This window comes from Salinicoccus sp. CNSTN-B1 (assembly GCF_054792835.1).
Map to the genome: position 1 here is coordinate 480,957 of NZ_JBTWMN010000004.1, position 13,357 is coordinate 494,313.

Sequence of the window (13,357 nt, forward strand, 5' to 3'; positions counted from 1 at the left end):
TGATTCCATTATAGCATGAATCATCTTATCAGTAAGATATTTAGCACTAAGATATATATATGCAAGTAAAAACTGCCTGTTTATAGGCGGTTTCCACTTTTTTAGTAATGCTTCAGATACTCATTGAGTTCCCAGTCGGTGACTTGTGCGCTGTATATTTTCCATTCGAGTGATTTGTTGTCATGGAACTGCTTATATATGTGATTACCGAGTGCTTCTTGGATGACGGTATCCTCTTTAAGCGCTTTAAGTGCGGTGTAGAGTGTCGTCGGCAAGTCTTCTACATTTTCGACTTCCCGCTGTTGCTTCGTCATTTCATAGATATTTGCATCTACGGGCGTGTCGAGTTCGGTTTCGTTTTTGATGCCGTCAAGCCCGGCATTCAAGACGACGGCTGTCGCGAGATACGGGTTGGCGGAAGGATCCAGGGAACGTACTTCCGCCCGTGTCGCAGCCCCGCGGGTGGAAGGTATGCGGAGGAGTGGTGAACGGTTGCGTCCGCTCCATGCGATATAACGCGGTGCTTCAAAGCCTGATTGGATGCGCTTATAGGAATTTACAAGCGGGTTGCACACGGCAGTATAGCCTCTAGCATGATTGAGCAAGCCCGCCATGAAGTGGCGCATCTCTTTACTGAGACCGAATTCGTCATTCTCATCATAGAAGGCATTTTTGCCATCCTTGAACAATGAAACATTGTAGTGCATACCACTGCCTGACTGGTTATCGATTGGTTTCGGCATGAATGTGGCATGCAGATTGTAACGTCTGGCAACAGTTTTAGCGACAAGCTTGAATGTCTGTATATTATCGGATGTAGTGACTGCATCTGAGTATTCGAAACTGATCTCCTGCTGGCCTGGGCATTCTCATGGTGGAACATTTCGATATCAAAGCCCATCTCTTCAAGTGTACGTGATATTTCCCGACGGCATTCCTCACCGTCATCCATCGCGGCCAAGTCAAAATAGCCACCTTCGTCGCTTGGCTCGGTTGTAGGTTGGCCGCCTTTATCCAACTTGAACAGGAAGAATTCCGGTTCTGCACCAAGATTGAACCTGTCATAGCCCATCTCTTGCATTTCATTGACTACACGCTTCAAATTCGAACGGGGATCTCCTTCGAACGGCTGTCCATCAATGCAGTAGACATCGCAGATCAGTCTGCCGATCTTAGTATCATCTTGTGACCAGGGAAGATGACCCAAGTATTCAGGTCGGGCTTAAGATACATGTCGGACTCCTCCAGGCGCACAAAACCTTCAATGGAAGAACCGTCAAACATCATTTCTCCGTCCAATGCCTTATCCAGTTGGCGGGAAGGGATCTCCACGTTTTTGATGTGACCCAAAATATCTGTGAATTGAAGCCTGATGTACCTCACATTTTGTTCCTCAGCCATCTTTAGAATATCTTCCTCGAGTACTCGGTCATAAAATTAACACACTCCTATGTTATTTGGTGCCGACCTTACAATCGACACGTTTCTATACATGTTTACCTCAACAATGGGGTGTCCAAACATTGAGACTGAATTTTTATCGAATAATTCTGATGGTTACCAAAGGGCTTCGAATATTCGAGGTGTTATCTTCTCAACCATCTATTTTTAGAATATTAAAATAACCGTTGTGATTTCCTTTGATATTTGGAATAATGAAACTATTGTCAAAAATTCTAACTGAAGGGGCGGTGTTTTATGGAAGATAATCAGAAGAAAGGCCTGTTCAGCCGCTTTCTCGATATCGTCGAGCGGGTCGGAAACAGGTTGCCCGACCCGATTGTGCTCTTTATCATACTCATGTTCATCATCCTCGGTGCATCATTCGTTGGGGGCATGATGAATTGGGAAGCTGAAAACCCAGCGGATGGTGAAACGATCCAAGCGGTGAACCTGCTGAATGGAGAGGGGATCGTCCGCATATTCACTGGAGCAATCACGAACTTCAGTGAATTTCCCCACTTGGCATGGTGCTGGTCGTCATAATCGGTATCGGCATCGCCGATAAATCAGGCTACTTTGAGACTGCAATGAAACGTGCGATCGAAGTGTCGCCGAAGGCGCTTATACTCCCGGCCATTATCCTCGTCGGCATACTCGGCAATGTCGCCGGTGATGCAGCGCCGATCATCCTACCACCCATCGCGGCGATGGTGGTCATGAAGCTTGGCTATCACCCCTTTGTCGGGCTGGTCATGGCTTATGCCGCCTCTCTGGGGCATTTGCCGCCAACCTCATCCCAGGCATGACGGAGGCGCTGGCGATTGCGTTCACAGAACCTGCGGCCCAGCTGATTGCGCCGGATTACACAGGCAATATATTGATGAACTACTATTTTACAGCAGTTGCGACTTTCTTCCTGCTGTTCATCGTCTATATCGTAACCAAGAAAATCACGGTGCCTCGCCTCGGTACATATGAAGGGATGGAGACGGCTGATCATCAACCCCTTGAAAAGAAAGAAATTACAGCGTTGCGGTGGGCCAATATTTCTGCGTTGCTGACTTTCGTTGTATTCATGATTTTTCTGTTGCCGGAAAATGGGATTTTCCGTAATGCTGAGACAGGCTCAATCATCCAGGAATCTCCTTTTATGGATTCGATCATTTTCATACTGACCATCTTCTTCTTTGTGCCTGGCTTGGTCTATGGAATGAAGGCGGGGACCGTCCGGTCGACCAAAGATTTCGGCAGCATGCTCGGTTCGGCGATGGGGACGATGGGAAGCTACATCGTGCTTGTCTTCTTCGCCGCCCAGATGCTCGCTTATTTCAGCTGGAGTAACCTGGGGCCGATCATTGCGATAAAGGGCGCAAACTTACTGGAAGCGGCGAATGCCTCCGGCATCCCTCTCATCATCGGTTTCATATTACTGGCAGGCCTCATCAATCTGCTTATCGGCAGCGCCTCTGCAAAGTGGGCAATACTGGCTCCGGTCTTCGTTCCGATGTTCATGCTGCTCGGCTTTGATCCGGCCTTCACCCAAATGCTCTACCGGATTGGGGATTCATTTACGAATCCTATTACTCCAATGTTGCCTTACTTACCATTGCTGTTGGCTTTTGCGCAAAAGTACGACAAGGACGCAGGACTAGGTACTTTGCTGTCAGCGTTGCTGCCATATTCGATCGTATTATTCTTTGCCTGGACGATCCTGCTGATTGTATGGTATTTGATCGGCATCCCTCTGGGTATTGATGGACCAATCTACTTGCCTGAAAAATAAATATCAAGGAAGAAATGGAAATGAATGTCAATCAACAGATAGAAGCAGTTATGGGAGCAGTCAAAGAATGGAGAAGGGAGATGCATCGTCATCCGGAAGTGTCGTTTCATAAGGTTTGGACGAGTGGATACATTGAAAAGGCACTCTCTGAAATGGGGGTATTGAAGTATCACGGCCGACTGACACAAGTGTCCTCGGCGTGATAAAGGGTGCTCATCCCGGGAAAAAGATTGGCCTCCGGGCGGATATCGATGCGCTTGAGATCCAGGAAGAGCGTGAAGACATCGATTTTGTGTCTGAAAATGAAGGGACGATGCATGCGTGCGGCCATGATGGCCACGCCGCCATTTTGCTCGGGGCAGCAAAAGTGTTGAGCAAAAACGTTGATCAGCTACATGGCACCATCTATCTGATTTTCCAGCACGCTGAGGAAGTGCCGCCGGGCGGGGCGCGCGAAATGGTGGCGACAGGGCTTTTCGATGAACTCGATTTCATTTATGGCCAGCATCTTTTCACACCGATTCCAACCGGCAAGATTGGCATCACCAACGGTGCAGTCACATCCAATTCAGATACTTTCGAGCTTAAGATCCAAGGGAGCGGCGGCCATGCCTCCCAGCCTGAAAACGCAATCGATCCGGTGGTGATCGGCAGTCAGATCGTCGCCCAGTTCCAGAGCATCGTTTCGCGGATTACTTCCCCTTGGATTCCGTGGTCATCTCTACGACGAAATTCAATGCAGGCACCGCAAAAAATATAATCCCTGATACTGCGATGCTTGAGGGCAGTGTCCGTACTATAGATGGAAATACACGGGAGTTAGTTAAAGAGCGGATGGAAAAAGCCATCGAAGGTGTATGCAGCATGTACAATGCGACGTTCAATTTCACCTTCAACTACGGCTATTCTGCTGTCATCAATAATCATGATATGACAGACCAGGTCAGAGAGATTGCAGTGGAGGAATTCGGTGGAGCCATCTTTGAATATCCGATGGCTATGGGCGGAGAAGATTTCTCGGCTTTCTCACAGAAGATTCCAGGGACATATGCCTTCATTGGTGCAGGCAGCCGCGAGAAGGATATGGAGTATCCCCACCACCACCCTAAGTTCGGCATCGATGAAGACAGTTTCAGCGACGGGGTCAAAATGATGGTCCTTGTCGCCTTGAATATGGGAAAACACTAAAATAAAGCAGCCCCTCCGCACGTCGATGACGCATGGAGGGGCTGCTTTATTTTCGTCAGGAATTCAACTTCTTTGGGAATCCGATGGCGATGGCGATAAGTCCAGAGATAAGCAGCATTGCTGGATAGATGGCGAACGGTATAAGGGCAATGGGTGAAATGCTGGCCAGCCCGGCCGCTGCAAGCATCTGTGCACCATAGGGGATGATGCCCTGGAATGCCGAGGCGAAAATATCGAGGATGCTGGCGGATTTCTTACGGTCGACCCCGTACTCATCAGCAATGTCACGGGCGAGGGGGCCTGTGATGATGATGGAAATTGTATTGTTGGCGGTACTCAAATCGGTCACGCTGACCAGGGTGGCAATGCCGAACTCAGCCCCGCGCCTAGTATGGATCCTGTCCGTAATGAAGTGGAGCAGGTAGTCGATTCCGCCGTAATGCTGGATCAGTGCGATGAGGCCGCCGATCAGTATCGTAATGACGGCAATCTCCTGCATGTTACCGATGCCCTCGCCGGCAGCGGCCATCAGCGAAGTCACTGTATAGGAACCGTCGGCAAGACCGACAATTCCTGCAAACACGATGCCGCTCAAAAGCACGAGCAGTACATTGACGCCGATCAGTGCGATGATGAGGACAAGCAGATACGGTAACACCTTAAGTAGGCTGTAACCCCCATCGCTTCCAGCAGTTGCAGATTGGCCGGACGAAATGAACCATAGTATGATCATCGTAATTATGGCACCGGGCAGGACGATCAGAAAGTTCGTCTTGAACTTGTCCACCATCTTCACCTCCTGGGATTGGGTGGAGACGATGGTCGTGTCAGAGATGATGGACAAATTATCCCCAAACATTGCGCCACCTATGACCGTCGCCACAGTCAACGCCAAAGCAAGGTCGGTTTGGCCTGCAATGCCGACGGCGATGGGGACCAGCGCGGCGACCGTACCGGTCGATGTGCCCATCGAGATGGAGATGAAGCATGAAATCACAAACAGGCCGACGAGCAGAAGGCTGCTTGGCAGAAAGGCCAGCCCGAAGTTGACGGTCGAGTCGACGGCCCCCATATTCTCTGCAACTTGTGAAAAAGCGCCGGCAAGCAGGAAGATGATGACCATCAGCATGATGTTTTCCTGTCCGGCACCCCGGGTGAGCACAGCGATTTTATCGTTCAGGCGTTCTTTTGGCTTGAGCAGCATGGCGGCGATGATGGCGATGATCACCGCGACGGTAATCGGCATGGCATAGAAGTCCTGCGCCACGATGCCGGTTCCAAGGAAAAGCAGTACGAAAACGAGCAGGGCAATAGTGCGAGGGGATTACCGCGGGTGTTTTTTGTCATAATCTATCACTCCAGATGGTTGGTGGTCTGAGAAAATAAAAAAGCCCTCTACATATGGAAGAAGAGGGCAATGATATCTCTTCTTATCTTTCAAGCATGACGCTTCTGGAATTGGCACAGTCCCTTGGGTGTTGCCGAGGCTTCATAGGGCCAGTCCCTCCACCTCTCTGGATAAGAAATTTCTCGATTTAATTTTAATCCACTCTACCTTTTTTTAGTTGGAGTGTCAATAGTGTGCGGCTGGAACCATATGATGGGCCTCGGGCCTTCATCGTCTGTTTTTGATGAGCTGTCTGTTCTTTTCCTTGAATATATCGTTATGGGAAGAGACCATGCCTTCTGCCGGCGCATCGGATTGAAGGAATTTCTTGGCGTGGTTCGCGGCTTGTGCCGCCTCTGTAAAACACCCTGCAATGAGGTGTACTTTATCGTCGTAGGTGATCTGGTCGCCACATGCAAATAATCCCGGCACAGGTGTATCGACGATATCATCAGTCAATATCATCTGGTGCTCGTTTAATGGAATTTTTCCCCTTAGCGCGTCGAGGAATGTGCAGTTTGATTCATATCCATGGCTGACCAGGACATCGTCGACATCAATCATGTGGCCGTTGGACAGGCGGGCAGCGGCAATTTCCTCTGTTATCTCATCAGGGATGAGGGCGTCGATCTGGCACTGCGGACACATATGGAGATTTTCTTTTTGGTGGAGGGAGGCGATCATCGCCTCGTGCCCCTTCATCTCTTCGCTCCGGTAGATCAAGGTGACGGATGACGCGATATTGCACAGCGCTTCTGCCCAGTCAATGGCAGTGTTGCCGGCGCCAGAGATGAGGATGTCACGTCCTTTGAAACGATCAAGGCGCTTGACTGTATAATGGAGGTTGCTGAATCCACCAGACTCCGCACCTTCGACTGTAAGTTTGACGGGCGAGAAGATGCCCCGGCCGGAAGCGACGATGAGCGTGCGGCTGAATAGCGGTCCTTTGTCTGTAGCCACCTCGAAATAATCCTGGTGTTGATGGATTGCTTCACATGTCGTAGACACATGGATTTCCGGATCGAAAGTCTTTGCCTGATCAATCATCTGCTGGCGGATCTGGTCGGCAGGCGCAGGCGCGACGCCTCCGATATCCCAGACCATCTTTTCGGGATAGATGTTGAGTTTTCCTCCGAGTTCGGGGTGATGATCGATGAGCTGTACGCTCATGCCACGCAATCCTGCATAGAAACTGGCATATAATCCAGCTGGCCCGCCTCCGATTATGAGTGTGTCGGAAATTTTCATAATATTTCACCCTTAGTCATTGAAATTTGCTTCTTGGTCATTTATTATAAAGTCATTGAGAATGATTATCAATATACAGCACTTAAAAATTTGATATAGGCGGGTACATATATGAAGAAAAGGCTTGGATTACTTATGGTTTTCATTGTAATGTTGATGGCAGCATGCGGAGGCGGCACCTCCTCGGAATCAGACTCTAATGGAGAAACATCTGACGCGAAAGAAGAAACTTCAGAATCCGGCACAGAGGATAAAGAAATGGTTTCCTATACGACCGATGCGGGCGAAGAGGTCGAATACCTGAAGACCCCCAACGCATCGTCATTTTGGCGACGAGCTATTTCGGCAATCTGATGCAGATGGACGCGAACGTAGTGGGCGTGCATGAGCGCGTTACAGAAAGTGAAGTGTTGAAACCTTATACTGAAGACATAGAATTGATTGAGGAAGGAAACGTCGAGCAGGTCATGAGCTTGAATCCTGATTTGATTATCGCCTTCAATTCAGACCAGAACCTCGACAAACTGAAATCTGTGGCACCAACGATTCCAATCGACTATGCGAAGTGGAACTACCTGGATATCCATAAAGAACTGGCAGACATTACAGGTAATCAAGACAAGGCGGAGAAATGGCTGGAAGAATGGGATTCCAAGACGGAAGAAGCCCGACAAAAAGTTGAAGAAGCCGTGCCTGAAGGCGCCACCGCCACAGTCATGGAACAGTTTGCCAAAGACATTTATGTCTACGGTACAAATTGGGGCCGCGGTACAGAAATCATCTATCAGGAGCTCGATATGGAAGTCCCTGAAGCAACTCAGGAAGAAGTAGTGGAGACAGGGTGGAAAAAGATATCGGCTGAAGAAGTGGAGAAATATGCAGGGGATTATATATTTGTCGGAACGGGAGATTCCGGTGCAGATAATGCATACCGCGAAACAGAAGTGTGGAAAAATCTCGACGCTGTTCAAAATGATCAGGTAATCGAATTCGATTCTCCGACATTCTATTACAACGACCCCTATTCGCTCGAACACGAGTTGGATGTCATCGTTGAAGAATTGACGAAAAAATGATGGGCAGGTGTCTCACATGACGCGTGTAGAACTGAAGGATATAACAATCGAGCTTAATAACCGGACGATCCTGGACGATATTGATATGGAACTGATGGAAGGGAAGATTACGACCATAATAGGGCCGAACGGATGTGGTAAATCGACCATGCTGAAGACGATTTCGAGAATCATTTCTGCAAAAGAAGGCGGGGTCTACATCAATGATATGGATATCCGTCAGATGAAATCCAAGGACATCGCCAAAAAGGTCAGCATCCTATCCCAGAAGAACAGATTGCAGTACGATGTCAAAGTACGCGATCTTGTCAGCTTCAGCCGTTATCCACATCTTAAGCGGTTCCAGAGTTTGAAGCCGGATGACTATAAGATAATCGATTGGGCATTGAAGGAAACAGGCGCCATTGAATTTGAAGGCCGTATGATGAGCGAGCTTTCAGGAGGACAAGCGCAGCGTGTATGGATCAGCCTGTTGCTTGCCCAAGGAGCGGATGTACTGCTGCTTGACGAGCCGACGACATATCTTGACATCCACCACCAGCTGGAAACCTTGAACATCGTCAAAAGGTTGAATGAGGAGACGAAGCAGACGGTCGTCATGGTGCTCCATGACATCAATCATGCCATCAAGTACTCCGATCATCTAGTAATAATGAATGAAGGGAAAATCATCACAAGTGGACATCCAAGTGATGTCTTGACGAATGATATCCTAAACGAAGTCTTCAATATAAATGGTACAATCGCCATCGATCCCGCAACTGGAAAACCGATCATGACAGATTATGAACTGTTCTGCGAAACGGTAAAAGGTGTCCAGGATGGATCGTAGATGGTACCCACTACCCATCTTTATGATGGGTATTATTTTGTCCTTCTTCCTCTCGATGATGTATGGCACCAATGCATACAGCCTGGGGACCGTGGCGCAGGTCATCTTCAATCTGGATATGACCGACCAGGTCCATCAGATCCTCTATGAAATACGCATGCCGAGAGTACTGGCGGCTTCTGGTTGCTGGTTTTATGATAAGCATCTCCGGTCTGATACTGCAGTCTGTGACGCATAATGACCTCAGTGAGCCGAGCATACTTGGCATCAATGCAGGGGCAAATCTCGCAATCATCGTTGCCGCGCTCGCACTGCCGGCACTCCCCTTCATCGGAGTGATGGGTGCCGGATTCATTGGGGCGATGTTGGTGGGGATGGTCATCCTCTCAGTCACCCGCTCAAAGTCTCCAATGCATCTCATCCTTGCCGGGGCCGGGATCAGTCTCTTGCTTTACGCTGTAACAGATTTTCTTGTCATCACCTTCAACCTAGGGCAGTACATCGCCTTTTTCACGGCCGGAGGGGCAGCTGGGCAATCGCTCTCCAACATAGCTCTCATCCTGCCGGCTGCGCTTCTGTTGACGGCGGTGCTTCTGTTTTTATCAAAAGAACTCGACATACTGTTGTTTGGGGATGAAATGGCGACTTCACTCGGTCAGAATCAGGCATTATATCGGCGCGTTACGCTGACGCTTGCCATCATGTTGGCAAGCATGGCGGTAGCGATGGTTGGAAATGTCGTCTTCCTCGGACTACTCGTGCCACATATCGTCAAGATGATATTCGGCAATCTCCACCGCTTCACCATCATCTATACCGGTATGACGGGTGCGATGGTGTTCGCCATATCGGATATGCTCGCACGTATATTCAATGAGGCCCCCGTCAACGCAATCATTGCCATGATTGGACTGCCATTCTTCATCTATATCATCAGGAAGCGGGGCGATCAATATGCGTAATCGGACAAAGTTCATCCTGGTCATCGGATTGCTTATGGCTATCGTGGTGCTCCATCTTCTGACCGGCACGTACAGTCTAAGCGTGGATGATCTATTCAATCTTATGGCTGGGCATGCAGGAGATGATATCAAACTGGTACTGTTTGAGTTCCGGCTGCCGAGAATCATCATCACGCTGGTCTGCGGGGCGGCCTTGGCATTGAGCGGGCTCATACTCCAGGTCATTTCCAAAAATGGGTTGGCTGATCCTGGAATCATCGGCGTCAATGCCGGAAGTGGCTTCGGGGTTGTACTATACATTCTGTTCGTCAGTGGTTCGATGACACAATCGCTCTTCGCTCTGCCCCTGATGAGTTTTCTTGGCGGATTATCGACCGTCCTCATCATCTTCTTCCTGTCATTCATCGGTGGCACATTCAAAAGCAACATATTCATCCTCATCGGTATTGCCACAGCAATGGGTGTAACTGGTTTCGTATATGTCTTTACATCCATGTTCGATGAATCACAGATGGAGATGCTCAACCGTTATTTTGCAGGCAATATATGGGGGATACTTGGCCATTCGTCCTTGTTTCAGTACCATACATCATGATTATAACCGTTATCATCTTTTTTAGGATAAGGGAGATGGAAATGTTGAATCTGGATGATGAGATGTTGACGGGGCTCGGCATGAACGTAAGCCGGGAGAAGGTGATGCTGATCATCTTGTCCGCCATGCTCTCGAGCCTTGCGGTAAGTGTCAGTGGGGCGATCAGTTTTATCGGTCTGTTGGCCCCACATATTTCCCGACTGGTGTTCGGTCAGAACATGAAAGTGTTATTTGCTTCCACCCTGATGATGGGGGTGTCCTGTTGACGGGTGCTGACCTGCTCGGCAAAGTGTTGCTGGCCCCGGTCATCATTCCGACGGGCATCGTGGTGGCACTGATTGGAGGTCCGTACTTCCTGCGGCTGTTGTTGAAAACCAGACAGATCTAAACGGGCATGTTAAGATGGTCAAAAACATTTAGAAAGAGTGATGGAGTGAAATATTTTGCGGCTTTATCTCTCATGAAAGACGAAGAAAAAAGTAAACAGTATCGTGAGCAGCATCTGGAATTCATCAAGGAAAAGCGCGAGGAAGGCAGCGTTCTGATGTTCGGCCGTTTCACTGATGGTGCAGGGGGCTTGTCATCTACAAAGGTGAATCAAAAGAAGCGGTTGAGGCACTTGTCTCTCAGGACCCTTACTTTATGCACGGGGCCCGTCATCTCGAACTCCACGAGTGGGACATGCAGACAGATTATACAATCAGCTGAATGGCGATATAGGAACGTCAGGTCTTGGCTTAAGCCATCCAGGCCTGGCTTTTTTGTCGAAATTAAGAACGAGCATCGTCGGTGGTGCAAAACTATAATGCTAAAAGCTGTAACATAAGTGTGAAAGATGTATCATAGGGAATATAGAGCATAAGAATAGTGGAGGGAGGGGAAATCATGAAACAGAAACTACTTACAAGTGCAGTCTTCCTGATGAGTCTGATGATGATTTTCACAATTTATGCGCCCCAAAACACCTCGGCAGCCAGCCAGAGCCTCAATAATATGCTGGAGATCCGAAGTGATGATGGGGTTTATGATGCAAATGAAGCCCAAGCGATGATCAACCGGCTCAATCGTGTCGACGAACGTATCCTATACCATACAAGTTTGGCGGGGGTAAAGGTCATATTGACTGATATGCCCCTTACTGAGCTGCCGGAATTCCAATACTTGTCCGGTGTCACACCCAATGGTTGGGAAGGAACCGGATCCACATGGGATGATGTGCCCGGAGCAGGAGGATATACGACAGCTGCACGCATCGGCTACAGTAATCCAGGCAACGGCCACTCGACGATCAACCTTGAGCTGCACGAATATGGCCACGCTGTGGACGACTTTGCAGCAGGGACGACACTCAGCGAATCACAGGAATTCCTGAACATCATGAGCCAGGAGAAAAACAGCCTGTTCCATGACCATGAAGTGCCATCTTATTTCGATGCACCAGGGGAGTATTTCGCTGAAGCATTCGGCATGTATTATCTGGGAGGTAATGCGAACGCAAAACTCGCAAACCGCGCGCCCCAGACATATCAGTTCATTCATACCCTGCATAACCGCCTGATCAGCATCCAAGGCGCAACAGGCAACACCACCCAGTTTGCATGGGATGCTAACAGTAATGCCGCCTATTATGAGATCTACCGGAACAACCAACTGATTGATACCACCACAAAGAGTTCCTATAAAGATACAGGACTTGAAACCTCGACCAGCTACAATTATTACATTCGTGCGATGGGGGCGAACGACAATCCATTATATACATCGTACTATAGGACGGCAACGACCGGTAATCAGGCAGATGCTCCCGAGGTAGACCGGACAGGACTTGAACAGATGGTGGCAGAAGCAAAAAAGGTCCCGCTCGAAAAACGTTCTCCAGCACTCCAGACCGCCCTTGAGAATGCTGAAGAGCTGCTACAGACCGAAAATGTGGAGCAGTCACAACTGGATGAAACGGAACAATCGCTCAAATCTTCCATTTCGGACAATGAAGATGTCCAAGTATCGAAAGATAGTAACGAGGAATCTTCGTCTACAGATGAAAATGGAGAAACTTCAGATTCTAAAGACACTGAAAAAACCGATGAAGAGGAATCTTCTGAAAAGCCAGAAGACGAGGCAACAGAAGAATCTACATCTGCCACCGAGCAGTCTTCGGCAGAGTCTTCCGGAGAAACTGGAGAGACTGAAGAAGATACTGCTGAAGCACAAATGGCATCGGAGGAAACAAACGAAGACTCAGAAGAAGGCAAGGCTGAGGATGAAACAGAAGAAGAGAGTGCCGAATCAGTTGATACAGACAAAGAAAGTGCCCAAGCAAGCGATGGAGATTCATCGAATGTAGTATTAATATTTGGTTCAATTCTACTGTTTATACTTGGTCTCGTGGCCGCAATCGTATTATGGATGAGAAGGAATTGATATTAGAAGACGAGTGCCAGAATTCTGGCACTCGCTTTTTTTCTCGTATCATATGAATGAAATGTGATATTTTAAATATAGAGAAGGGATGGTAATACTTCCGTCAGCAATATATTTATTCGATAGAAAGTCTCTTGAGAAGAATAAGTAAAATGTTGCAGGAATCCCGCAATACCAATGGACTTAAACATTTAAATACATCAAGGTCAAAAAACAAACTATGTATTCTTTAAAACTATTAAATTCTCTGTTTAGTAGTACAGGCCGTAAATATAAACGCATGCGGAAAAAAATGAAATTAACCCGCATCGACAACATCAAAAATGCCACATTCGCCAATCACATTGTACCCGAGGGATTTACCACCAATTCATCCCCTTCTTCAGTGACGCCCAATTGACTGCCTTATACAAGACCGCTGT

At 48.3% G+C, this 13,357-nt stretch carries 12 protein-coding genes, 3 pseudogenes and 1 riboswitch; of the genes and pseudogenes, 12 read left to right on the forward strand and 3 right to left on the reverse strand.

From position 1 onward, the window contains the following. Window positions 1-101: 101 nt before the first annotated feature. Window positions 102-1,401, reverse strand: a pseudogene (gene glnA / locus ACYF68_RS02865) (type I glutamate--ammonia ligase). Between the two features lie 297 nt (window positions 1,402-1,698). Between glnA and ACYF68_RS02870 the strand changes: the two are divergent. From ACYF68_RS02870 to ACYF68_RS02885, 4 genes and pseudogenes are all read left to right on the forward strand, one after another. Next, a pseudogene (locus ACYF68_RS02870) lies at window positions 1,699-3,226 on the forward strand (AbgT family transporter). Between the two features lie 20 nt (window positions 3,227-3,246). Beyond that, entirely contained in the window at window positions 3,247-3,429 is a 183-nt protein-coding gene (locus tag ACYF68_RS02875) for a hypothetical protein (RefSeq protein ID WP_461045335.1), read from the forward strand. Next, on the forward strand, window positions 3,426-3,986 hold the full coding sequence (locus ACYF68_RS02880) for an amidohydrolase (protein WP_461045336.1): 561 nt from the start codon (window positions 3,426-3,428) through the stop codon (window positions 3,984-3,986). Before ACYF68_RS02875 ends, ACYF68_RS02880 begins: the two co-directional genes overlap by 4 nt. 74 nt (window positions 3,987-4,060) lie before the next feature. Next, window positions 4,061-4,414, forward strand: a complete 354-nt coding sequence (locus tag ACYF68_RS02885; protein WP_461047463.1) for a M20/M25/M40 family metallo-hydrolase — start codon at window positions 4,061-4,063, stop codon at window positions 4,412-4,414. Between the two features lie 55 nt (window positions 4,415-4,469). On the opposite strand, the gene ACYF68_RS02890 is transcribed toward ACYF68_RS02885, so the two are convergent. Next, a complete protein-coding gene (locus tag ACYF68_RS02890) occupies window positions 4,470-5,681 on the reverse strand; it encodes a Na+/H+ antiporter NhaC family protein (RefSeq protein WP_461045337.1) in 1,212 nt (403 codons plus the stop codon). Window positions 5,682-5,841: 160 nt separating this feature from the next. Beyond that, window positions 5,842-5,939: riboswitch (SAM riboswitch) on the reverse strand. 90 nt (window positions 5,940-6,029) lie between these two features. Continuing rightward, complete coding sequence (locus ACYF68_RS02895; RefSeq protein WP_461045338.1) at window positions 6,030-7,049, reverse strand: NAD(P)/FAD-dependent oxidoreductase; 1,020 nt, start codon at window positions 7,047-7,049, stop codon at window positions 6,030-6,032. A gap of 111 nt (window positions 7,050-7,160) precedes the next feature. Here ACYF68_RS02895 and ACYF68_RS02900 point away from each other — a divergent pair, with 111 nt between their 5' ends. From ACYF68_RS02900 to ACYF68_RS02935, 8 genes and pseudogenes are all read left to right on the forward strand, one after another. Then, window positions 7,161-7,403, forward strand: coding sequence for a hypothetical protein (locus ACYF68_RS02900; protein WP_461045339.1), 243 nt, complete (start codon window positions 7,161-7,163; stop codon window positions 7,401-7,403). Further along, complete coding sequence (locus tag ACYF68_RS02905) at window positions 7,376-8,125, forward strand: ABC transporter substrate-binding protein (protein ID WP_461045340.1); 750 nt, start codon at window positions 7,376-7,378, stop codon at window positions 8,123-8,125. The genes ACYF68_RS02900 and ACYF68_RS02905 overlap by 28 nt, the downstream gene beginning before the upstream one ends. Window positions 8,126-8,141: 16 nt before the next feature. Then, window positions 8,142-8,957, forward strand: a complete 816-nt coding sequence (locus tag ACYF68_RS02910; RefSeq protein ID WP_461045341.1) for an ABC transporter ATP-binding protein — start codon at window positions 8,142-8,144, stop codon at window positions 8,955-8,957. Further along, entirely contained in the window at window positions 8,947-9,195 is a 249-nt protein-coding gene (locus ACYF68_RS02915; RefSeq protein ID WP_461045342.1) for a hypothetical protein, read from the forward strand. Before ACYF68_RS02910 ends, ACYF68_RS02915 begins: the two co-directional genes overlap by 11 nt. After that, window positions 9,152-9,919, forward strand: coding sequence for a FecCD family ABC transporter permease (locus ACYF68_RS02920; RefSeq protein ID WP_461045343.1), 768 nt, complete (start codon window positions 9,152-9,154; stop codon window positions 9,917-9,919). Before ACYF68_RS02915 ends, ACYF68_RS02920 begins: the two co-directional genes overlap by 44 nt. A 34-nt stretch (window positions 9,920-9,953) precedes the next feature. Beyond that, window positions 9,954-10,902: pseudogene (locus ACYF68_RS02925) on the forward strand (FecCD family ABC transporter permease). Between the two features lie 45 nt (window positions 10,903-10,947). Then, window positions 10,948-11,340: a YciI family protein gene (locus ACYF68_RS02930; RefSeq protein WP_461045344.1), complete on the forward strand. Its 393-nt coding sequence runs from the start codon at window positions 10,948-10,950 to the stop codon at window positions 11,338-11,340. A 59-nt stretch (window positions 11,341-11,399) separates the two neighbouring features. Beyond that, window positions 11,400-12,935 carry an anthrax toxin lethal factor-related metalloendopeptidase gene (locus ACYF68_RS02935; RefSeq protein WP_461045345.1) on the forward strand — a complete coding sequence of 512 codons (1,536 nt, stop codon included), beginning with the start codon at window positions 11,400-11,402 and terminating at the stop codon, window positions 12,933-12,935. Window positions 12,936-13,357: the final 422 nt, after the last annotated feature.

What these genes read in the sequence shown, in the direction of transcription:
- ACYF68_RS02885 (WP_461047463.1), top strand. Translation starts at nt 4,061, where the DNA reads ATGGAAAAAGCCATCGAAGGTGTATGCAGCATGTACAATGCGACGTTC.
- ACYF68_RS02900 (WP_461045339.1), top strand. Translation starts at nt 7,161, where the DNA reads ATGAAGAAAAGGCTTGGATTACTTATGGTTTTCATTGTAATGTTGATG.
- ACYF68_RS02910 (WP_461045341.1), top strand. Translation starts at nt 8,142, where the DNA reads ATGACGCGTGTAGAACTGAAGGATATAACAATCGAGCTTAATAACCGG.
- ACYF68_RS02920 (WP_461045343.1), top strand. Translation starts at nt 9,152, where the DNA reads ATGATAAGCATCTCCGGTCTGATACTGCAGTCTGTGACGCATAATGAC.
- ACYF68_RS02935 (WP_461045345.1), top strand. Translation starts at nt 11,400, where the DNA reads ATGAAACAGAAACTACTTACAAGTGCAGTCTTCCTGATGAGTCTGATG.
- ACYF68_RS02875 (WP_461045335.1), top strand. Translation starts at nt 3,247, where the DNA reads ATGAATGTCAATCAACAGATAGAAGCAGTTATGGGAGCAGTCAAAGAA.
- ACYF68_RS02895 (WP_461045338.1), bottom strand. Translation starts at nt 7,049, where the DNA reads ATGAAAATTTCCGACACACTCATAATCGGAGGCGGGCCAGCTGGATTA.
- ACYF68_RS02915 (WP_461045342.1), top strand. Translation starts at nt 8,947, where the DNA reads ATGGATCGTAGATGGTACCCACTACCCATCTTTATGATGGGTATTATT.